We start from the raw sequence: 21,929 nt of genomic DNA on the forward strand, positions 1-21,929 counted from the left end.
CGTCCCCGCCGACCGGCGTCCGACCGTCACCGCCGCCCGACGTCCCGGGCCCGCAAGGCGGCGCGGCCGGCGGCCGGCACCGCGGGGGACCGGCCGCCGATACCCCGGCAACTTCGCAGGTCGGAGCATTTTTTACGCCGGTTGTCAGTGCTGGGTCGTACGGTGGATCCCATGCGGCCCGTATCAAAGATCGAACGCACGGTGGCGCCCTTCGAGGTCGTCAGCCCCTACCAGCCCAATGGCGACCAGCCGGCGGCCATCGCCGAGCTGGAGCGGCGCATCCGCGGGGGTGAAAAGGATGTCGTCCTGCTGGGCGCCACCGGCACCGGCAAGTCGGCGACCACCGCGTGGATGATCGAGAAGCTGCAGCGCCCGACGCTCGTCATGGCACCCAACAAGACCCTCGCGGCCCAGCTCGCCAACGAATTCCGTGAGCTGCTGCCGAACAACGCCGTCGAGTACTTCGTCTCCTACTACGACTACTACCAGCCCGAGGCGTACGTCCCCCAGTCCGATACGTACATCGAGAAAGACTCCTCCATCAACGAGGAGGTCGAACGCCTGCGCCACTCCGCGACGAATTCGCTGCTCACCCGGCGTGACGTCATCGTGGTCGCCTCGGTGTCCTGCATCTACGGCCTCGGTACCCCGCAGGAGTACGTCGACCGGATGGTGCCGCTGAAGGTCGGCGACGAATTCGACCGTGACCAGCTGCTGCGCCGCTTCGTCGACATCCAGTACACGCGCAACGACGTGGCCTTCACCCGCGGCACGTTCCGGGTCCGCGGCGACACCATCGAGATCTTCCCGGTCTACGAAGAGCTGGCCGTGCGGATCGAGATGTTCGGCGACGAGATCGAGGCGCTGTCCACGCTCCACCCGCTCACCGGCGAGGTCATCAGCGAGGACCAGGAGCTGTACATCTTCCCGGCCAGCCACTACATCGCCGGCCCCGAGCGCATGGAGCGGGCCATCGCCGGGATCGAGGCCGAGCTGGCGGACAGCCTCGCCACGATGGAGAAGCAGGGCAAGCATCTGGAGGCCCAGCGGCTGCGGATGCGCACCACGTACGACATCGAGATGATGCGGCAGATCGGCTCCTGCTCGGGCATCGAGAACTACTCGATGCACATGGACGGCCGTGAGCCCGGCTCCGCGCCCAACACCCTCATCGACTACTTCCCGGACGACTTCCTCCTGGTCATCGACGAGTCGCATGTCACCGTCCCGCAGATCGGCGCCATGTACGAGGGCGACGCCTCGCGGAAGCGCACCCTGGTCGAGCACGGCTTCCGGCTCCCGTCCGCCATGGACAACCGGCCGCTGAAGTGGGAAGAGTTCCTGGAGCGCATCGGCCAGACCGTCTATCTGTCCGCGACCCCCGGGAAGTACGAGCTCGCGCGCGGCGACGGCTTCGTCGAGCAGATCATCCGTCCGACCGGGCTGGTCGACCCGGAGGTGGTGGTCAAGCCCACCGACGGGCAGATCGACGATCTGGTGCACGAGATCCGGCAGCGGACGGAGAAGAACGAACGCATCCTGGTCACCACCCTCACCAAGAAGATGGCCGAGGACCTCACGGATTACTTCCTCGAGCTCGGCATCCAGGTCCGCTATCTGCACAGCGACGTGGACACCCTGCGGCGCGTGGAGCTGCTGCGCGAGCTGCGATCGGGTGAGTACGACGTCCTGGTGGGCATCAACCTGCTGCGTGAGGGCCTCGACCTGCCCGAGGTCTCCCTGGTGGCCATTCTGGACGCCGACAAGGAGGGCTTCCTGCGCTCCGGTTCGGCGCTCATCCAGACCATCGGACGAGCCGCGCGCAATGTCTCCGGACAGGTGCACATGTACGCCGACAAGGTCACCCCGGCGATGGAGAAGGCCATCGACGAGACCAACCGCCGCCGGGAGAAGCAGCTGGCGTACAACAAGGAGAACGGCATCGACCCGCAGCCGCTCCGCAAGAAGATCGGCGACATCGTCGCCACCATCGCCCGGGAAGAGATCGACACCCAGGAGCTGCTGGGCACGGGGTTCCGCAAGGGGGCCGATGCCAAGGAGGCCAAGGGCAAGGCGCCGGTCCCGGCACTCGGCGCGAAGGCCGCCAAGGGCAAGGGCGGCAAGGCAGGAGCGGTCCTGACGGACCGTCCCGCCGCCGAACTCGCCGAGCTCATCGAGGAGATGACGGAGCGGATGCGGGCCGCCGCGGCCGAGCTGCAGTTCGAGGTCGCCGCCCGGCTGCGCGACGAGGTGGGCGAACTGAAGAAGGAGCTGCGGCAAATGAGGGAGGCCGGGGTGAAGTAAGGGGGCCACCCAGGGGGCGCCCGGTGTGTTGCAGAAACGCCACAAAGCGCGGGTCCGGCGCGGCCTCGGCCCGCCGTCGTGCGTAGGGTCGAAGGGGCCGCCGGAAAGCTGGGCGGGACAGTACAGAGAGGGGACGGCGCGTGTCGGTCAATTTGTCCAAGGGGCAGGGCATCAGCCTGCAGAAGTCCGACGGAGGCACCCTGACCGCGGTGCGGATGGGGCTGGGGTGGCGCTCGGCGCCGCGCCGCGGTCTCTTCGGAAGGCGGACCAACGAGATCGACCTCGACGCCTCGGCGGTGCTGTTCGCCGACAAGAAGCCGATAGATGTCGTCTTCTTCCAGCACCTGATCAGCGACGACGGCGCGGTCCGGCACACCGGCGACAACCTGGTCGGCGGCGCGGGCCAGGGCGGCGACGACGAGGCGATCCTGGTCGACCTGGCACGGATGCCGGTGCACATCGACCAGATCGTGTTCACCGTCAACTCCTTCACCGGCCAGACCTTCGCCGAGGTGCAGGACGCGTTCTGCCGACTGGTCGACGAGACCACCGGTGAGGAGCTGGCCCGCTACACCCTCACGGGCGGCGGCAACTACACCGCACAGGTCATGTCCAAGGTGCACCGCGTGGGCAACGGCTGGCAGATGACCGCCATTGGTGAGCCCTCTGTCGGCCGGACGTTCCAGGATCTCGTGCCGGCGATCGTGCCGCACCTGTAACCGCCCGCACCGGCACACCGGCACACCGGCACACCGCCACACCGGTCGCGGCAGCGCGCACCGGGCCGCGCCGCCGCCGCGCTCCGGGACTGCGCCCGGGCCGGCCCGGGATGTTACGGCAACCAGCCAGGACGTACGACAACTAGGGGGAGCAACGATGACGGCCGAGCTGGTCCGGGGGCAGAACCATCCGCTGGACCGGACACGGGTGGAGATCCGGGTGGCGGCGGGCGGTCCCGTCGTGGCCGGGGTCGCCCTCGGCGACGAGCAGGGCAGGCTCTCGGGCGTCGAGGCCGTCGCCCACCCGGGGGCACCCCGCCGTACCGGCATCGAGGTTCCCCGTCAGGCCGCCGCCGAGCACCGCATCGCGGTGGATCTCGACGCGCTGCCCGACGCCGTCCACCGGGTGAGCGTGCTGCTGGCGCTGCCCACCGGGATCGGCCCGCTGACCACCTTCGGCGCGGCCGCCGCGCCCTCGGTCACGGTCACCGGCCTGGACGGCACCGGCATCGTCGGCTACACCGTCACCGGCCTGGGCGCCGAGTCCGCCGTCGTCGCCGTGGAGCTGTACCGCAGGCAGGGCGCCTGGAAGGTGCGCGCCGTGGGCCAGGGCTACGCCGGCGGCCTCACCGCGATGCTGCGCGATCAGGGGCTGTCGCAGGCGGCGGAGCTGGCCGCGGAGATCGAGGAAGCGGTCGGTCTGGGGCATGCCCGCGCGGTCCCCGCGCCCGCCCCCGTCGCGGCGAGCCGTTCCGATCGGCCCGGAGCGGGCCCGTCCGGCGCGTCCGCCGCGGACCGGACCGACCCCGCGAACGCCACGGCACCTGACGGCCCGACAACAACAGGCGCCGGCATCGGAACGGGAGCCACGACCGGGACCGGGCCCCGCGCCGGGGCCGGAGCCACGACCGGGCCCGCTACCGCAGCCGGGGCCACGTCCGGGGCCGGGGCCAAAACAGGAGCCACGTCCGGGACCGGGAGCGGGGCCAAATCCGTAGCCCCGTCGCCCGCCCCGGCAGGCGGTGGCCCCGTCGACTACCGCCACCCCAAGCGCCGCAGCGCCCCCACCCCCGCCGGCCCGCCGGCCGCCCCCGTTCTGTCTGCCGCGGCCCCGACGGGTGCGACCGCATCAGCGGGGACCCCGGCATCGCCCGACGGCCCCCCGGCGCCGGTGGCCGGTGATGCCGCCGGATGGAGTATGGAGGAGCGGCTCTACAACCAGGTCTGGGGCATGTTCGAGGATCTGGCCCGCTCGGTTGCGGCCTACCGCAGCGCATCCGACTTCGCCGAGTCCCGCCTGGAGCAGGAGCTCGACAAGGCTCTGGCCGACCCGCGCAACCGCCTCGGCACCGCCGTCGATGCCGCCCGTGCCGCCGCCCGCGACAAGCACGCCACGCTCGTCACCCAGGCCCGCGCCGCCCTCGACCGCGATCTCGCCCAGCTCGCCGCCGAGTCGGAGGTCGTGGAGCCCGCGCTGCCGCCCGCCTTCGCCCGCTGGGACAACCCCGTATGGCAGGGCTACCACGTCCCGCTGGAGCGCCCGATGGCGCTGCGCCTGGGCGACCTGCACCTCCCGGAGGTGCTGGACCTGCGCATCCCCATGCTCGTACGCCTCCCTCTGGAGCGCGGACTGTGGATCGACAGCGGGCCCGATGCCTACGCCCGGGGCGGCGGCCCCGACCCCGAGCGCGCATACGGCCGCCGGGAGCTGGGCAGCGCGCTCACGGACGGGCCGCCGGACGAGGCCGAACTGCGCCGGCTCGCCATGGAGACCGCGGTCGCGATCGCCGTCCGGCTGCTCGCCGTCCACCCCGTCGGCGACTTCGCGGTCCAGGTCATCGACCCGGGCGGTACGGCGGCACCGGCGCTCGCGCCGCTGGTGGAGAGCGGTGCGCTGCCCGCCGCCCCGCTGCCCGGCGCCAAGGGCGTGGCCTCGGTCCTCGAAGGGCTGACCCGCCGGGTGGACCTCGTCCAGATGGCCGTGCGCAATCGCGCCGGTGACGCACTGCCGCCGGATCTCGACACCGCCGAGCAGCTGCTGATCGTGCATGACTTCCCGCACGGCTTCGACGACCGCGCCCTCACCCAGCTCCGCTATCTGGCCGACGAGGGCCCGGCGGTCGGGGTGCATCTGATGATGGTCGCCGACCGCGACCGGAGCCGGGAGTACGGCCCGGTCCTGGACCCGCTGTGGCGCTCCCTGCTGCGGATCACACCGGTGCCCGACGCCCACCTCGCCGATCCCTGGGTCGGCCATGCCTGGACGTACGAGCCGCCGCTCGCCCCGAAGGGCAGTCAGGTGGTGCGCCAGGTACTGGGCCGGCTCGCGGAGGCCCGCCGGGCCGGGCAGCACTGAAGCGCACGGACCGAGCCGTCGCCGACGGCCGCCCCGAACCACCAGCCACCTGCCTGACCAGCAGCTTTGCCCTTTTCTTTACTATTCCTTGGTCTTCCTTTACTCTTCTTTGTGCGGAGGGGAGTATTCCCACGACGACGTACCCGTCATCACGGATCGTGAGTGTGACGATCCCGGGGCGTCGGTCTCGTTCCCATGGCGGAGCGGGGCGGAAGAGACCTCCGGCAGCGACGACGCTGTAAGTGCCGTACGACTCTGCCGGAGGAGCAGTGGACGTTTCCCTGACCCTGTGGGTGCTGACCATCCTTGGTCTGTGTGCCCTCATCGCCGCCGATTTCTTCATCGGCGGCCGTAAACCGCACGAGGTCTCCATCAAGGAGGCCGGAATCTGGACCGGTGTCTGGATCGCGCTCGCCGCGCTCTTCGGGCTCGGGCTGCTGCTCTTCGGCGGCACCGCGCCGGCCGGTGAGTTCTTCGCCGGCTTCATCACCGAGAAGTCCCTGAGCGTCGACAACCTCTTCGTCTTCGTGCTGATCATGGCGAAGTTCGCGGTCCCCACGATCTACCAGCAGCGGGTGCTGATGGTCGGCGTGCTGATCGCGCTGGTGCTGCGGGCCGGCTTCATCGGCGCCGGCGCCGCGATCATCGCCAACTTCTCCTGGGTGTTCTATATCTTCGGCGCGTTCCTCATCTGGACGGCCTGGAAGCTCATCAAGGAGGCGCGTGCCGAGGAGGAGGACGAGGAGTTCGAGGAGAACCGCTTCCTGAAGCTGGTCGAGAAGCGCTTCCCGTCGACCGACAAGTACCACGGCACCAAGCTGTTCATCGTCGAGAACGGCAGACGGCTGATGACGCCGATGCTGATCGTCATGCTGGCGATCGGCACCACCGACGTCCTCTTCGCGCTGGACTCGATCCCGGCGATCTTCGGCCTCACCCAGGACCCGTACATCGTCTTCACCGCCAACGCCTTTGCCCTGATGGGTCTGCGGCAGCTGTACTTCCTGATCGGCGGGCTGCTCAAGAAGCTGGTCCACCTCTCGTACGGCCTGTCGATCATCCTGGGATTCATCGGTGTGAAGCTGGTGCTGCACGCGCTGCACGAGTCCGGTGTGGCCGTTCCGGAGATCAGCATCCCGGTCTCGCTGGGCGTCATCTGCGCCGTGCTCGTCGTCACGACGATCACCAGCCTGCGCGCCGTGAAGAAGCAGACGGCGGCAGAGGCGGAGGCCAAGGAGTCCGTCGACGCCTGACGTCGGTGACCTGCCCGGCCCCAGGGCTTGGCTCGGACGGCGCCCGGTTCCCGCTCCCCCCGGAGCGGAGCCGGGCGCCGCTGCTTCCCGCAGGCGCCCCGCCGCTGCCGCCCGCCGTCAGTACGTGACCGTGATCCGCCGCTCCACACCGTCGACCCGGACCGTGCCCCCGTACGGGATCACCAGCTGCGGATCGGTGTGCCCGAGGTCCACATCGAAGACCGCGACGGTGTCCGGGGCGTACGCGGCCAGCGCACGCAGCACCGCCGCGCGCTGTTCCCGTACGTAGGCCGCCTTCGCCTCCCGGGAGTTGGGGCGCGACAGCGACCACGCCTTGGGGCGGCCCATCAGCAGCGCCGGAAACCGCCCGAGCAGGCCGCGCTCGCCCATGCTGCGCAGCACGAAGTACACATCGTCGGCCCTCGGGAGCTCCTCGGAGGTCTCCAGGAACAGCACACAGCCGTCGTACACCGCCATATCGTCCTGGATCTCGCGGTCCGCCATCAGCATCCAGGACAGCACCTCGATATTGCCGCCCCAACTGGGGCCTTCGACCACCCGCTGGGGCCCGTGCCAGCGCCAGCCGTCGCCCGGCCACATGGCGGGCTCGGCGGCGAAGGTGGCGGGGTCGGCCCAGTCGCGGCCCTCGTCGCGGTAGTGCTCGGCCGGCCGCAGGGGGTACGGGCCCGGGGCGAACAGCGCGGCGCGCAGCGAATCCGCGGTGAGCGGGTGCATCGCCCCGGGGCGGCCGAGTTCGCACATCACCGTGGCACCGTGAAAGCCGATGATTCCGGTGTTCCAGAGGTACGCCAGCAGGTTGGTGTTGTCGCTGTACCCGAAGAACGGCTTGGGGTGGGCGCGGAACACCTCGCGGTCCAGGTGGGGCAGCACGGTGAGCTGATCGTCGCCGCCGACGCTGGCGAAGACCGCGGTGATCTCCGGGTCCGCGAACGCCGCATGCAGATCGGCGGCCCTCTCCTGCGGGGAGGCGCCCATCTTCCGCGTGGCCGGGTACTCGACCGGCACCAGCCCGAACTCCTTCTCCAGCCGGGCGAGACCGAGTTCGTACGGAATCGGTAACCGCTCCGGAAGGCCCGAGGAGGGGGAGAGCACGGCGACGCGGTCACCGGGGCGCGGTTTGGGCGGACAGCGCAGGGCGTGGGTGGGGCGTGAGGATGTCGGCATGGCGTGAGGCTAGAGGGACGGGCGGTGGGCCGACACCGTATTTCCGCTGCCGGTCCGCCGCCCGTACGGAGCCGCCCGTCCGCCGCCGTGCGCTACCAGCCGCGCTCGCGCCACTCCGCGAGGTGCGGCCGCTCCGCGCCGAGCGTGGTGTCGTTGCCGTGGCCCGGGTAGATCCAGGTCTCGTCGGGGAGTTGGTCGAAGAGCTTGCTCTGTACGTCGTCGATCAGGGTGCGGAAGTTCTCGGCGTTGCCGAAGGTGTTGCCGACACCGCCGGGGAACAGACAGTCCCCGGTGAACAGATGCGGGGCGCCGTGCGGGTCGTCGTAGACCAGCGCGATGCTGCCGGGGGTGTGGCCGACCAGGTGGCGCGCGGTCAGCTCGACGCGGCCGACGGTGATGGTGTCGCCGTCCTCGACCGGTACGTCCGTCGGGACGGGGATGCCCTCGGCGTCGTAGCGCCCCGCGTACGTCCGCGCACCCGTCGCATCGACCACCTCGCGCAGTGCGCCCCAGTGATCACCGTGCCGGTGCGTGGTGACGACGGACGCGATGCCGCTGTCGCCGATCAGCGCCAGAAGGGTGTGCGGCTCGGCGGCCGCGTCGATCAGCAGCTGCTCATCGGTTGCGCGGCACCGCAGCACATAGGCGTTGTTGTTCATCGAACCGACCGCGACCTTCGAGATCATCAGGTCGGTCAGCTCGTGCACGTCGGCCGCTCCGCCGACCTTCACTGCTCCGCTGTAGCCCATGGGACCACTCTAGGACGTGCCTTTCACACTAGAGGGGCGGAATGGCGGGCAGCGCGGCACCCTGGCTGTCGAGTTCGCGGCCGTCACCGCGGCCGGTGAGCCAGCCGACCAGCGCCGCCGCTGAGCCCGTCACCACCACGGGCGTGGTCCCGGCGCCCGGCGCGGTGGCCGGGCGGCCGGTGAGCCAGCGGCGGCCGTCGTCGGCCCGCAGCTCCAGGGCGGGCAGATCCGGGTGTCCGGCGAACTTGATCGCGGACAGAAACGCCAGCTCGCTGTCGAGGAATGCGGGCGACAGCTGCTCGACGGTGTAGCCGACGCCGAGGTCGACATGGTGCAGCTCGATCTCGGCCAGCCGGCGCAGCGGCAGCCGGTCGGCCCGCTCGACGACACCGTTGCGCATCTCGACCTCGAACGCCCGGCGCGCCGGTGGCAGCGCATCCGCCGCCGCGTCGAACCGCGCGGCGCTCTCCTTCATGTCCGCCAGATGTGTGGCCAAGGAGCGGTCGGCGTCCCGTTCGATAGCGCTGTCGCGGGCTTCGGCGTCGGCGTACATCGGCGTCCGCACGTCCGTACGCGCCCAGGTGAGGAGGTTGACCAGGGCGTCCGCGTTGCGTGCCACATGGGCGAGGACATGGCCGCGGGTCCATCCGGGGAGCATCGACGGTTCGCCGATCGCCGCGTCGTCGAGCTTGCTCACCGAGACGAGGAGCCGTTCGGTGGCTTCGCGGACGGCTGCCACATCGTGCGGGAAGTCGGGCAGGGTGAGGGTCATGGTCCGACGCTAGCGCCACGAGGGCGAGTTAGGGAGTCGGCGGGCGATGATCGGGGCGTACGCGGGCGGGGCGGGCGGCGCGCGGCGGCCGGAGGCGCTGACGGGCGCCGCCCGCGGTATCTCCCGGCGGTCAGGCCGCCGTGTCGTCGGGTGTCCCGAACCACCGGTGGAGCGCGGCGTTCAGCTCGTCCAGGGAGCCCGGCGAGCCGGGAGTGCCGGGAGTGCCGGGAGTGCCAGAAGTGTCGGGAGTGTCGGAGGGGCCGGGGGAGTCCGCCGCCCAGGCGGTGCAGCCGTCCGGCCGTACCAGGAGGCCGGCCAGTCCGGGCCGCTTCAGGCAGCCGGCGGTGCGTACCCGCACCCGGTCGCCGTATCCCGCGGCGCGCTTGCGCAGATCGGCGTCATCGGCGAGATCGAGCAACAGCGCCTGCCCGCCGCGCAGATGGTCCGCGAGCCGGCTGCCGTCGGAGAGCTCCAGGTCCGGTGCGCTGCGGCCGGTCAACGGATGGTCGCCCGGCAGGTCGTAGCGCTGCCAGACACCGGAGACCTTCTTGGCGAAGAAGGTGGTGGCGGCGACCGTTCCGGTCAGTTCGGAGATCACTCCGCGCAGCGCCCGGGTATGGGACTCCGGCCGCATCAGCGCCACTTGGGCCCGGGTCCACTCCAGGACCCACGCGCCTATGGGGTGCCGCTCGGCCGTGTAGGTGTCGAGCAGCCCCTCCGGCGCCCAGCCGCGCACGGTCGCGGCCAGCTTCCAGCCGAGGTTCATCGCATCGCCGATGCCGAGGTTGAGCCCCTGGCCGCCGAACGGTGAGTGCACATGCGCGGCGTCACCGGCCAGCAGCACCCGCCCCGCGCGGTAGTCGGGCACCTGGCGGGCGTTGTCCGTGAACCGGGTCGCCGTGAGCACCTTGTGGATCTTGATGTCGGTCACACCGGAGACATGCCGCAGCGAGGCCTCCAACTCCTCAGCGGTGATGGGGGCTTCGCGGTCCGCGGGCGGTCCGTCGAACTCCACGGTGAGGATCCGGCCGGGCATCGGGCCGTGGACGTATGTCCCGGTCCCGGTCGAGTTCCAGCCGGCTCCCAGCGCCTCCGAGCCGGTCATCTCCACGAGGGCCTGATGGCCGGTGATCTCGGGGTCCGTACCGGGGAACGGGAACCCCGCGAGCCGGCGGACCGTACTGCGGCCGCCGTCGCACCCCACCAGCCAGCCGGTGCGCAGCGACCCGTCCGAGGTGTGGATGTGTACGCCGTCCTCACCGGCGTCGAAGCCGGTCAGTGTCACCCCCCGGCGCAGGACGACGCCCAGTTCGGCGGCCCGGGCGGCGAGCAGCCGTTCCAGGGCTTCCTGGGGTACGAGGCCGACTTCGGCGGCGGGCCCGGGGCTGCCGAAGTCCGGGTCGGACTCGTCCAGCAGATCGCCGCGCAGCATGATGCCCGCGAAGTGCCCCGCGAACTTCGGCGGCGGCTTCACCCCGGAGGCGCCCGCGGCCTGGCGCTGCCGCAGGAACGAGCTGAACTTCTCGATGGCGCCGCGCTGTACCTCCGCCAAATCCGGCAGCATCCCGCGCCGGTAGAAGGCCTCCGAGCTGGGGGAGTTGATCGCTCCCGCCTTGATCGTCGTATCCACTTCGGTCAGTCGCTCCAGGACGACGACCGAGACATCTGCCAGTGCGAGTTCGCAGGCGAGCATCAGCCCCACCGGGCCGCCCCCCGCCACCACTACGTCTGCGTCATGGTTCATGGGAGGTGAGTGTAGTCACTAAAAGTTTGTTGTCACTAAAAAAGACTTAGAATTTCGGCCATGGCGGATGAGCAGCGGCGCGGCGACGAGCCGGCAACCGGCGGCGAGCGGATCAGCGGCGAGCGGATCGGCGACGAACGGATCAGTGGCGAGCTGATCGGCGGTCGGCAGGAGGAGACCGGCTTCGACGAGGAGGGCGGGCGGCTCACGCTGCGCGAACGCAAGAAGCTGAAGACCCGGCAGCGGATCTCCGGCGAGGCCACACTGCTCTTCATTCGGCGCGGCTTCGACAACGTCACCGTCGCCGAGGTGGCCCGCGCCGCCGAGGTGTCCACGATGACGGTCTTCAATTACTTCCCGCGGAAGGAAGACCTCTTCCTGGACCGGATTCCCGAGGCGCGGGAGCTGATCACCCGCGCGATCCGGGAGCGCGGCGCGGACGAGTCGCCGCTCGCCGCGCTGCGCCGGCTCACCCTCGGTCTGCTGGCCGAGCGGCACCCGCTGGCCGCGGTGGGGGAGGGGTTCGAACACTTCTGGCGCACGGTGCTGGAGTCGCCGGCGCTGCGGGCGCGCGGCCGCGAGGCGGTCGAGGAGATGGAGGACACACTCGCCGCAGTGCTCGCCGAGGCCGCCGGCGGTGACGCCGCACGGCCCGGCCATGACGCCCGGCTGGCCGCTGCGTTGATCATCGCGGCGATCCGGGTGGCGTCCGCCGATGCCGTGGTCCGCCAGCTCGGGGGTGACCCGGCGGACGAGGTGGCCGTTGGGCAGGAGGAGGTGCTGCGGCGCACGTTCGATGCGCTGGAGCGGGCGCTGCCGGACCTCGGCTGAGGCGGCGTCTTCGGTGGGTCCTCGCCGGGTTCCCGCAGCGTACGGCGGTGCGGCCTCGGCGGGAAGGTTGCGGGGCCGCCACACGTTTGGGTGAACAGGGCTTGCGAGCCCCGTAAATCGAATGCGCGTGCTATAGGCTCGTGTGTGGCATCCCAAAGACAGTGCCGCGGCGGGCCCCATACCCTGGGGCGGGGGCTCCGCTCGCTCCGCCGCCTCTGCTCACCCACCGAGCGGCGGACGCAGAGCCGCGGCTCCCGCCCCTCTCCAAGAAAGGTGCCGACCGGCGTGGCCGACCGTCTCATCGTCCGTGGCGCTCGCGAGCACAACCTCAAGAACGTCTCGCTCGACCTCCCCCGCGACTCCCTCATCGTCTTCACGGGGCTCTCCGGGTCGGGCAAGTCCTCGCTCGCCTTCGACACGATCTTCGCCGAGGGGCAGCGGCGCTATGTCGAGTCGCTCTCCTCCTACGCCCGGCAGTTCCTCGGGCAGATGGACAAGCCCGATGTGGACTTCATCGAGGGCCTGTCCCCCGCGGTATCGATCGACCAGAAGTCGACGTCGCGCAACCCGCGCTCGACGGTCGGCACGATCACCGAGGTCTATGACTACCTCCGTCTGCTGTTCGCCCGTATCGGCAGGCCGCACTGTCCCGAGTGCGGGCGGCCGATCGCCCGGCAGTCGCCGCAGGCCATCGTCGACAAGGTCCTGGAGCTGCCCGAGGGCAGCCGCTTCCAGGTGCTCTCCCCGCTGGTGCGTGAGCGCAAGGGCGAGTTCGTCGATCTCTTCTCCGACCTCCAGACCAAGGGCTACAGCCGGGCGCGGGTCGACGGGGAGACGATCCATCTCGCCGAGCCGCCGAAGCTGAAGAAGCAGGAGAAGCACACCATCGAGGTGGTCATCGACCGCCTCACGGTCAAGGAGACCGCCAAGCGGCGGCTGACCGACTCCGTGGAGACCGCCCTCGGTCTCTCCGGCGGCATGGTCATCCTCGACTTCGTCGACCTCGACGCGGACGACCCGCAGCGCGAGCGGATGTATTCGGAGCATCTGTACTGCGCCTACGACGATCTGTCCTTCGAGGAGCTGGAGCCGCGCTCCTTCTCCTTCAACTCGCCCTTCGGCGCCTGCCCGGACTGCACCGGCATCGGTACGCGCATGGAGGTCGACCCCGAGCTGATCGTCCCCGACGAGGACCGCAGCCTCGACGAGGGCGCCATCCACCCCTGGTCGCACGGCCACACCAAGGAGTACTTCGGCCGCCTGGTCGGCGCGCTCGCGGACGCCCTCGGATTTCGTACGGACATCCCCTGGGCCGGGCTGCCGGCGCGCGCCAAGAAGGCCCTGCTCCATGGCCACAAGACCCAGATCGAGGTGCGCTACCGCAATCGGTACGGCCGCGAGCGGGCCTACACCACCCCCTTCGAGGGTGCCGTGCCGTTCGTCAAGCGGAGGCACTCCGAAGCGGAGAGCGACAGCAGCCGGGAGCGCTTCGAGGGCTATATGCGCGAGGTGCCCTGCCCGACCTGTGACGGCACCCGCCTCAAGCCGATCGTGCTCGCCGTCACGGTCCAGGAGAAGTCGATCGCCGAGGTCGCGGCCATGTCGATCAGCGACTGCGCCGACTTCCTTCGCGACATGAAGCTCAACGCCCGCGAGAAGAAGATCGCCGAGCGGGTCCTCAAGGAGGTCAACGAGCGGCTGAAGTTCCTGGTCGACGTCGGCCTGGACTACCTCTCGCTGAACCGCGCGGCCGGCACCCTCTCCGGTGGTGAGGCCCAGCGGATCCGCCTCGCCACCCAGATCGGCTCCGGCCTGGTGGGCGTGCTCTACGTCCTCGACGAGCCGTCGATCGGTCTGCACCAGCGCGACAACCACCGGCTGATCGAAACCCTGGTGCGGCTGCGCGACATGGGCAACACCCTGATCGTCGTGGAGCACGACGAGGACACCATCAAGATCGCCGACTGGGTCGTGGACATCGGCCCGGGCGCGGGTGAGCACGGCGGCAAGGTCGTGCACAGCGGCCCGATGAAGCAGCTGCTGACCAACAAGGAGTCGATCACCGGGCACTATCTGTCCGGCAAGAAGGCCATCGCGACGCCGGACATCCGGCGGCCGGCCGACCCGGCGCGGCGGCTGACGGTGCACGGCGCGAAGGAGAACAACCTCCGCGACATCGACGTCTCCTTCCCGCTCGGTGTGTTCTCCGCCGTCACCGGTGTCTCCGGCTCCGGCAAGTCGACGCTGGTCAACGACATCCTCTACACCCACCTCGCGCGCGAGCTGAACGGCGCCAAGTCGGTGCCGGGACGCCACACCCGGGTCGCGGGCGACGATCTGGTGGACAAGGTCGTCCATGTCGACCAGTCGCCGATCGGCCGCACCCCGCGCTCCAACCCGGCCACCTACACCGGCGTCTTCGATCATGTCCGCAAGCTCTTCGCGGAGACGATGGAGGCGAAGGTCCGCGGCTATCTGCCCGGGCGCTTCTCCTTCAACGTCAAGGGCGGTCGCTGCGAGAACTGCTCCGGCGACGGCACCATCAAGATCGAGATGAACTTCCTGCCGGATGTGTATGTGCCGTGCGAGGTCTGCCACGGTGCGCGCTACAACCGCGAGACGCTGGAGGTGCACTACAAGGGCAAGTCCATCGCCGAGGTGCTGGACATGCCCATCGAGGAGGCGCTGAGCTTCTTCGAGGCGGTGCCGACCATCGCCCGGCATCTCAAGACGCTCACCGAGGTCGGCCTCGGCTATGTCCGGCTCGGGCAGTCCGCGCCGACGCTCTCGGGCGGTGAGGCGCAGCGCGTCAAGCTGGCCAGCGAGCTGCAGAAGCGCTCGACGGGCAGCACGGTCTATGTCCTCGACGAGCCGACCACCGGTCTGCACTTCGACGACATCAGCAAGCTGATCAATGTGCTGTCCGGGCTGGTCGACAAGGGCAACACGGTGATCGTCATCGAGCACAACCTCGATGTGATCAAGACGGCGGACTGGGTCATCGACATGGGCCCCGAGGGCGGCAACGGCGGCGGACTGGTCGTCGCCGAAGGCACGCCGGAGGAGATCGCGTCGGTCCCGGCCAGCCACACCGGCAAGTTCCTGCGGGAGATCCTCGGCGACCGCGTCAGCGATGCCACGACGGTGGCGGCGCCGGCGAAGAAGCCGGTGGCCAAGAAGGCCGCGGCGAAGAAGACCGCGGCCAAGAAGACAACGACGCGGGCCCGCCGGGCCTCCTGACACCCGCGAGCCGTACCCGGCCGGGCCGTCACCGCTCTCCCGTACGGGGGCGGTGGCGGCCCGTCGTCGGTACGGGGCGGGCGGGAGCCGCGGGTGGGGGACGGCGGACGGAGGACGCGGACGGGGGACGCGGACGGGGGCGATGCGGAGAGGTGCGCCAGGCTGCAGGGAACCGGAACCGGAACCGGAACCGGAACCGGAACCGGATCCGAGAACGGGACCGGAACCAGGACCGGGACCGGGACCGGATCCGAGAACGGGACCGGAACCAGGAATGGGACCGGGACCGGGACCGGGGGAGAGGGAGGGGAAGCTCGGTGCGAAGCGGTGATCGAGGCCGGGGGCAAGGGGGACGGCCGCGTCAGCGGGCCGGGCGCAGGGCGTCGCGCGGGGGTGTGGGCAACCGGCGTAGCGGACCGCCCGCCCCGTTGTCCGTCCCGGCGCTGGCCGGTCGGACGGTCCTGGTCGCGGGCCTGTTCCCGGCGAAGGTGCGGGACCACGCCGCGGTGATGGCGGCCCTGACCGCCGAGCTGGAGGGGCGCGGCGCCGTGGTCGCCGGGAGCTTTGTACAGCGACGGGGGGTCTCCGCCGGCGGCGTACGGGCCATGGGTCTGCCCTACTCGGCCACCACGGTTCTGGGGTCCGGCAAGCTGCGTGAGCTCGCCGCGGCCCGCGCCGCGACGGCCGCGAGCGCGGTGATCTTCGCCGGTGAACTGACGTACCGTCAACGCAGCCGTCTCACCGATGCCCTCGGCTGCCCGGTCCTGGGCCGGGCCGACCTGCCGGCCACGGCGACGCCCGAGTAGCGAACTGCCCCGCGTCCATGCCCCCCGCGCCCCCGCCCCGCTACGCCGCCAACTCCGTGACGAACGGCGGCTCCGCGCCCGCGCGTGAGCAGGTGACGGCGGCCGCGCGGGCGGCGAAGCGGAGGATGTCATGCCAGTCGTCGGTACCGAGGGAGGCGACGGCGGCGTACGAGAGGGCGTCGTGGGCGTCCAGACGGTGCAGCAGCGCCGCGTTGACCGTATCGCCGGCGCCGATGGTGTCGACAACAGTGACCTGTTCGCCGGGGACCGTCAGCTCGCCGCCGCCCGGGGTGAGCACCGTCAGACCGTCGCCGCCCCGGGTGATCACGATCGCCGCGGGCCCCGCGCCCAGCCATTCCCCGGCCGCCGCGGTGGCCGCGTCCCAGTCACCGCCCGCCGCGCCGCCCGGCCCCGCCAGCCACAGTGCGTCCTCCTCCGACAGCTTCAGCAGCGCGAGATCGGGGAGCCAGGACCGGAAGCGGGCCCGGTAGGCGTCCGGGTCGAGGATCAGGCCGGGGCGGATATTGGGGTCGAGCGCCGTGAAGACACCGCGCCGGGCCTCGCGGCGCAGCAAGGACTCGTACGCACTCGCGCCCGGTTCCAGAACGAGCGAGCAGGTGCCCAGCGACAGCGCGCGGACCGCCTCGGGCAGCGCCGGCGGCAGGGTGAAGAGCCGGTCGGCGGTGCCGTCGACGTAGAAGCCGTAGCCGGCCGAGCCGTCCGGGCTGATGTCCGCCACGGCGAGCGTGGTCGGTTCGGTGCCGCGCTGCACCAGCGCGGTGTCCACGCCGGCGCTGCGCAGCCCGTGCAGCAGCGACTCGCCGAAGGTGTCGGTCGAGATCCGGGAGCAGAACGCGGCGGGCGAGCCCAGCCGTCCCAGCGCGACCGCGGTGTTGTACGGGCCGCCGCCGCGCCGTGGCAGCAGCGCGGGCAACTGACCGTCCAGGGAAGGATCCTGCGGACTGGGGACGAGGTCGATCAGCGCCTCGCCGGCGACGACGATCACGGGGTGCGGTTCCTTTCCTGGGCGACCGGGGGTGCGGCCGGGGGAGTGGCCGGGGCGGATGCGGCGCAACCGCACGACGTACGGTGCACAAAGGTGCAGGGGAGGCGGATGGTGCGCGGGGGCCGGTCCGGCTCCTCCAGACGCTCCAGCAGCAGCCGGACCGCCGCGGCCCCGATGTCCTTGCTGGGCTGGGCGATCGCGGTCAGCCGGGGCGTGAACAGATCGGCCCAGGAGAAGTCGTCGAAGCAGGCCAGCGCGATATCGCCGGGCACCTGAAGGCCCATGGCGCGCAGCGCCTGGAGCGCGCCGATGGTCATGGCGTTGTTGGCGGTGATGATCGCGGTGGGCGGCTCGGGTGCGGCGAGCAGATGGCGGGTGGCGTCCTGGGCGCCCTCCGCCTCGGAGTTGCCGCCGGCGAGCAGTTCGGGTGCGAACGGCAGACCGCGGGCGCGCAGCCCCTCGCGGTAGCCCTGGACCCGCTCGGTGGTCGTGCTCAGCCCGGGGAGGCCGGCCACCAGACCGATCCGGGTATGCCCCAAGTCGGCCAGATGCTCGACGAGTTGACGGACCGGGCCGGTGCTCTCGGCGCACACCTGGTCGTGCCCGTCGCCGACCAGCCGGTCCAGGAAGACGGTGGGTACCTCGCGCCGGAGAAGGTACTCGACCAGCTCCGCCGGTTCGGCGGACGGCGCGACGATCATGCCGTCCACGCGCCGCTCGTGCAGCAGCTGGGCCACCTTGCGCTCGTGCCGCGGGTCGTCGTGCGGATCGGCGATCAGCAGGCTGTAGCCGGCCTCCAGTGCGCCGGCCTCGACGCCCTGGAGGATCTCGGTGAAGTACGGGTTGCTGATCGCGGAGACGGCGAGGCCGATCGAGCGGGTGCGGGAGGTGACCAGGGAGCGGGCCAGGGTGTTGTGGGTGTAGCCGAGCTCGTCGATGGCGCCGAGCACCGCGGCCCGGGTGTCCGGGCGCACCGGCCGGGTCTCGTTCAGCACATGCGAGACCGTGGCGACGGAGACCCCTGCCCGCCGCGCCACATCCGCCATCGTCGTCATCCGGTTCGTCCTCCCGAGCGCGCGGCCCCACGGTGGTGCCGCTGCCCCGCGACGTCCACCACATTACGAGTATCCGACGGCAAACGTAAACGCTTGCGCAAGCGTTTACGTCCACGTCGTTGTTCTGTAGGGTCCCGGCATCGAACCCGCACGACGTCGTGAGGAGGCGCCGATACGCGCTCTCGTGGTCACCGCACCTCCTCGGCGGCGAACTTCCCGCCGCGGTCCACCGCGCCCCGGTCGGCGGCCGGGTCGCGGAGGACCCCAACATGCCGTGCGGCGCCTGCCATGACTGCCGGATCGGCCGCGGCAACCTCTGTGAGGACTGCACCGCGATCGGCATCACCCGCGCCGACGGCTTCGCCGAGCTGGTCGCCGTACCGGCCCGCTGCTGTGACGTCCTGCCCGAGCGCCTCTCGGAGGCCGCGGCGGGACTCGTCGAGCCGCTGTCCTGCGCGGTGCACGGTCTGAACCGGCTGCCGCGCCGCCCCGATCCGTCTCGCCCCGCAACAGCGGACGCGACGAGGTGCGGTTGCCCTCCCGGTCAACGCGCCACGGCAACCGCGGCCGAGAAGTTGACCTGGCTGTTCAACGGCCGGCCGCAGCCTGGAGGAGATCGAAAGGGACCTGCTGCGCGGGCGCCCGGCCCGGCCGGAAGCGGAACGATCTGTGCCGGTATCGTCGGGAGCCGCCGGCCACTGACGGTGGCCCACGACCCCGTGACCCCAGGAGCAGCCATGAGCCAGTCCCCCGCCCGCCGAACCGTGCTGCGGGGGGCCGCGCTCGCCGGTGCCGCCGGCTTCGGGCTGGCGGCCTGCTCACCGGGGGACTCGGGCGCGAACGCGTCGGCGGTACCGACCGAGCCGGTCGATCTGGGGGCCGCCGCCGACGTTCCGGTCGGCGGCGCCAAGCTCTACCGCGAGGACCGGCTCGTCGTGTCGCAGCCCGCCAAGGGCGAGTACAAGTGCTTCAGCGCCAAGTGCACGCACGCCGGCTGCATACTGTCCGACGTCGAGAAGAAGGAGGGCAGCTGCCCCTGCCACGGCAGCCGCTTCGACGTCACCACCGGCAAGGTCATCCAGGGCCCGGCGTCCGAGCCGCTGCCCGAGGTGCCGGTCAAGGCCAAGGACGGCAAGCTGATCGCCGGCTGAGCGCAGCCGCCGTCCCCCTCGGGAACCCAGCCGTCCGCACCGGGGAACTCACCCCCAGTCCCAGCTGATCCCCAGTATTCCGGGCCGCACCCCCTGCTCCACGAGGTGCACCGCGTGGTGCCGGCCGCTGAGCGTCAGCTCCTGCTGGGCGCTGCGCGGGGCGCCCGCCGAGGCCTGGGCGAAGCGGCGGCAGCGCACCGGCAGCGCCGCCTCGTCGAAGCGCACCTGAAGGACGTACTGGCTGCCGGCGAAGCTGAAGCCGCGCAGATACTCGGCGCTCGGTCCGCCGCTGCCGTCCTCGAAGACGTAACCGAAGACATGGGTGTCACCGGCCCGCAGCCGGATGTCGAAGAGCAGCTCGGCAACCACCACCCCGGCCTCGGCGTGCCCGCGCACCCGCCCCAGCCGGCAGTTCTCCGCGGCCCGCACCCGCACCCGGGCCGGATCGCAGCCCGACTCGCCCCGGTGGATGGCCACATACCGGTCCACACCGTCCCGGTGCGCGCGGACCACCTGGAGCGATTCCCGCTCGACGAGCTGACGCTCGGGCCCGATCAGTACCCGCTCGTGATGGCCCACGGTGTGCAGCCCGCCGTCCGCGGGGGTCTCCAGCTCGGCGAACAGCTGCTGCAGCGCGTCGGCGGGCGCCATCAGCGAGCGGTACGAGCGGGCGGGCGGCCGCTCGGCCTCCGGACGGGCGCCGCCCTCCGGCACCAGCAGCCGGTGCAGCGAGCGCGCGGGCAGTTCGAGGACCTCCTCCAGGGCGCGCACCGCCCGCAGCGACTCGGGGCGCTGCGGCCGCCGGGCGCCCTGCTGCCAGTAGCTCAGGCTGGTCACCCCGATGGTGATGCCGCGCTGTGCGAGCTTGTGCTGGACGCGGGTGAGCGCAAGACCCCGTGCGGTGAGCGCGCTGCGCAGCGCGAGATGGAACGGGCCGGTCCGCAGCAGCTGTTCCAGCTCGGCCGGCTGGGGAGCGTTCTGTGCCATTGCCTCAATCCTCCAGCGCGCGGGTGAACGTTCACAACCGGGTCGCACGCTGTGCGCTCTGCCTACCTGTTCACCGCAGTACGCCGGGCACCGGCCGTTCACATCCGGGCCCGTTCGTCCACACCCCCATGTCATTCCGCATTGAAGCGTGTTGACCTGCCTGCGACAACACCCGATGCTCCTCAGCAGCATCCGGATGCGCTCCTCTCACCCCCTCACCCCCCTTTTCGGGAGGAACGCCATGACCCGTGCACCCCACGCACGCCGTTCCCGCCGCAGATGGCTGTCGGCCGCGGCACTGACCGCCGCCGCACTGACCACGCTCACCGGGACGACCACCGCGTCCGCCACCCCCCTTGCGCCGCCGTCGCACGCCGTCACCGCCTCGGACACCGCCGCCGCACCGTTCGCCGCCAACCGTCTCGACATCTCCATGCAGGCCCAGGAGCAGACCAACTGGTGCTGGGCGGCCTCCGGCAACACCATCGCGACCTGGTACGGCAGGAACTACAGCCAGAACCAGTTCTGCAACGCCGCGTTCAACCGGCAGCAGGGCACCACCTGCCCCAACAACCAGGCCAACCTCGGCAACGTGCAGAATGCCTTCGACTCGATGGGCATCAACTCCGGCTCATATGTGTCGGGTTGGCTCCGCTACAGCACGGTCCAGAGTGAGATCAACGCCAACCGTCCCATCGAGACCCGCATCCAGTGGTCCTCCGGCGGCGGCCATATGCATGTGATCTACGGCTACGAAACGGACCGCAACTGGGTCTACTGGGGCGATCCCTGGGGCAGCAACTACCGCTACAACTGGGGCGATTTCGACTACTACGTCAACGGCAGCTCCTTCTCCTGGACCCACTCCCTCTACCGGATAGGAGCCTGAGGCCATGACGAAGCGCACCGCCGTCCGCACCGTGGTCCGCGCCGCCGCCACCGGGACGCTCGCCACCGCCTTCATCGGCCTCGCCCCGCACCTCGCACTCGCGGCACCCGTCCCCGCACCCCAGGTCCCGGCCCGCGCGAGCGTCGCCGCCGCCCACGAAGCGGCCACCGCACCCGCGACCCTGGACACCCTCGCCCGCTTCTTCGCCGCCGACCGCAAGCGCAGCGGCGCCCGCGCCGTGGCACCCGGCACGCCACAGGCCGCCGCGCACATCGAGGGCGGCACCGTCCCCGTCTACGGCCTGTCGCCGGACTTCGTCCGCGGCAAGGCCAAGGCCCCGGTCGCCCGCCTGGAGTTCCTCGCCAGCAAGGCCGTCGCCGCCGACGGCCGCACGGCGTCCGTGTGGACCGCGCGGCAGGGCGCCGCCTGGAAGGTCGTCAACATCGCCGCCGGTGACGACGAGACCCGCTACGCCGCGGCCGGGACCGCGCGGGACGCCGACGGCACGGTCTTCCACGAGCCGCAGATCGACGCCTGGTACCTGCAGTGCGGTGACCGTATCGAGCCGCTGGACGCCGACGCGCGCAAGGCCGTCGGCGCACACGGCACCACCGTCGCCGCCTACCAGAAGCGGGTGGCGAAGGCGTACGGCGACAAGCTGCCGGGCTCCGCGTACGACAAGCGCGGCATGGCCGGCGGTTACGGGCCGGGGGCCGCCCCCGGCGCCAAGGAGGACCGTGGTCCGCAGCCCGTCGCGGCCGGTGCGCTGGCCGGCGACTCCCTCCCGGTGACCGCCGCCACGACGGTGGCGGGCGCCGCCGCCGTGGTCGCCCTGGGGCTGTCCGGCACAGCGGCGCTGCGCAGGCGACGCAGCCGCTGACC

Annotated in this window: 17 protein-coding genes and 1 pseudogene; 11 read left to right on the forward strand and 7 right to left on the reverse strand. The window is 71.2% G+C overall.

Going from position 1 to position 21,929, the window contains the following annotated elements; translation table 11 throughout:
- Window positions 1-171: 171 nt before the first annotated feature.
- The 4 genes from uvrB (at window position 172) to DY245_RS40080 (ending at window position 6,632) form a co-directional block, all read left to right on the forward strand.
- A complete protein-coding gene (gene uvrB, locus DY245_RS40065) occupies window positions 172-2,304 on the forward strand; it encodes an excinuclease ABC subunit UvrB (RefSeq protein WP_128512034.1) in 2,133 nt (710 codons plus the stop codon).
- Between the two features lie 140 nt (window positions 2,305-2,444).
- Window positions 2,445-3,023, forward strand: a complete 579-nt coding sequence (locus tag DY245_RS40070; protein WP_128512035.1) for a TerD family protein — start codon at window positions 2,445-2,447, stop codon at window positions 3,021-3,023.
- Between the two features lie 157 nt (window positions 3,024-3,180).
- Entirely contained in the window at window positions 3,181-5,379 is a 2,199-nt protein-coding gene (locus tag DY245_RS40075; protein WP_128512036.1) for a TerD family protein, read from the forward strand.
- Between the two features lie 269 nt (window positions 5,380-5,648).
- The gene (locus DY245_RS40080; RefSeq protein WP_128512037.1) at window positions 5,649-6,632 is read left to right on the forward strand and encodes a TerC family protein; all 984 of its coding nucleotides are present in this window, start codon (window positions 5,649-5,651) and stop codon (window positions 6,630-6,632) included.
- A 117-nt stretch (window positions 6,633-6,749) separates the two neighbouring features.
- On the opposite strand, the gene DY245_RS40085 is transcribed toward DY245_RS40080, so the two are convergent.
- From DY245_RS40085 to DY245_RS40100, 4 genes are all read right to left on the reverse strand, one after another.
- Window positions 6,750-7,817 (reverse strand): S66 family peptidase, encoded by a 1,068-nt coding sequence (locus tag DY245_RS40085; protein ID WP_128512038.1) that lies wholly within the window; start codon window positions 7,815-7,817, stop codon window positions 6,750-6,752.
- 92 nt (window positions 7,818-7,909) lie between these two features.
- A complete protein-coding gene (locus tag DY245_RS40090; RefSeq protein WP_128512039.1) occupies window positions 7,910-8,566 on the reverse strand; it encodes an MBL fold metallo-hydrolase in 657 nt (218 codons plus the stop codon).
- Window positions 8,567-8,594: 28 nt separating this feature from the next.
- Window positions 8,595-9,338 carry a maleylpyruvate isomerase family mycothiol-dependent enzyme gene (locus tag DY245_RS40095; RefSeq protein WP_181924073.1) on the reverse strand — a complete coding sequence of 248 codons (744 nt, stop codon included), beginning with the start codon at window positions 9,336-9,338 and terminating at the stop codon, window positions 8,595-8,597.
- Between the two features lie 130 nt (window positions 9,339-9,468).
- Window positions 9,469-11,082, reverse strand: a complete 1,614-nt coding sequence (locus DY245_RS40100; protein ID WP_128512040.1) for an FAD-dependent monooxygenase — start codon at window positions 11,080-11,082, stop codon at window positions 9,469-9,471.
- Window positions 11,083-11,142: 60 nt separating this feature from the next.
- Here DY245_RS40100 and DY245_RS40105 point away from each other — a divergent pair, with 60 nt between their 5' ends.
- From DY245_RS40105 to DY245_RS40120, 3 genes are all read left to right on the forward strand, one after another.
- On the forward strand, window positions 11,143-11,913 hold the full coding sequence (locus DY245_RS40105) for a TetR/AcrR family transcriptional regulator (RefSeq protein WP_128512041.1): 771 nt from the start codon (window positions 11,143-11,145) through the stop codon (window positions 11,911-11,913).
- Window positions 11,914-12,198: 285 nt separating this feature from the next.
- The gene (gene uvrA, locus DY245_RS40110; protein WP_128512042.1) at window positions 12,199-15,153 is read left to right on the forward strand and encodes an excinuclease ABC subunit UvrA; all 2,955 of its coding nucleotides are present in this window, start codon (window positions 12,199-12,201) and stop codon (window positions 15,151-15,153) included.
- 395 nt (window positions 15,154-15,548) lie between these two features.
- Window positions 15,549-15,959, forward strand: a complete 411-nt coding sequence (locus DY245_RS40120; RefSeq protein ID WP_244943557.1) for an HflX-like GTP-binding protein — start codon at window positions 15,549-15,551, stop codon at window positions 15,957-15,959.
- A gap of 40 nt (window positions 15,960-15,999) precedes the next feature.
- Here DY245_RS40120 and DY245_RS40125 read toward each other — a convergent pair whose 3' ends face one another.
- Both DY245_RS40125 and DY245_RS40130 read right to left on the reverse strand, forming a co-directional pair.
- Window positions 16,000-16,965 (reverse strand): carbohydrate kinase family protein, encoded by a 966-nt coding sequence (locus DY245_RS40125; RefSeq protein WP_128512044.1) that lies wholly within the window; start codon window positions 16,963-16,965, stop codon window positions 16,000-16,002.
- Complete coding sequence (locus tag DY245_RS40130) at window positions 16,962-18,020, reverse strand: LacI family DNA-binding transcriptional regulator (RefSeq protein ID WP_128512045.1); 1,059 nt, start codon at window positions 18,018-18,020, stop codon at window positions 16,962-16,964. Before DY245_RS40130 ends, DY245_RS40125 begins: the two co-directional genes overlap by 4 nt.
- A 158-nt stretch (window positions 18,021-18,178) precedes the next feature.
- On the opposite strand from DY245_RS40130, the pseudogene DY245_RS47740 reads away from it, so the two are divergent.
- Window positions 18,179-18,406 (forward strand): annotated as a pseudogene (locus DY245_RS47740) (alcohol dehydrogenase catalytic domain-containing protein); the annotation flags it as partial.
- A gap of 351 nt (window positions 18,407-18,757) precedes the next feature.
- A complete protein-coding gene (locus DY245_RS40140; RefSeq protein WP_128512051.1) occupies window positions 18,758-19,171 on the forward strand; it encodes a Rieske (2Fe-2S) protein in 414 nt (137 codons plus the stop codon).
- Window positions 19,172-19,219: 48 nt separating this feature from the next.
- On the opposite strand, the gene DY245_RS40145 is transcribed toward DY245_RS40140, so the two are convergent.
- A complete protein-coding gene (locus DY245_RS40145; protein WP_128512046.1) occupies window positions 19,220-20,158 on the reverse strand; it encodes a hypothetical protein in 939 nt (312 codons plus the stop codon).
- Window positions 20,159-20,399: 241 nt separating this feature from the next.
- Here DY245_RS40145 and DY245_RS40150 point away from each other — a divergent pair, with 241 nt between their 5' ends.
- Both DY245_RS40150 and DY245_RS40155 read left to right on the forward strand, forming a co-directional pair.
- The gene (locus DY245_RS40150; protein ID WP_128512047.1) at window positions 20,400-21,047 is read left to right on the forward strand and encodes a papain-like cysteine protease family protein; all 648 of its coding nucleotides are present in this window, start codon (window positions 20,400-20,402) and stop codon (window positions 21,045-21,047) included.
- A 4-nt stretch (window positions 21,048-21,051) separates the two neighbouring features.
- Window positions 21,052-21,927, forward strand: a complete 876-nt coding sequence (locus tag DY245_RS40155; protein WP_128512048.1) for a hypothetical protein — start codon at window positions 21,052-21,054, stop codon at window positions 21,925-21,927.
- Window positions 21,928-21,929 lie beyond the last annotated feature (2 nt).

This window comes from Streptomyces inhibens (genome assembly GCF_003389455.1).
Taxonomy (GTDB): domain Bacteria; phylum Actinomycetota; class Actinomycetes; order Streptomycetales; family Streptomycetaceae; genus Streptomyces; species Streptomyces inhibens.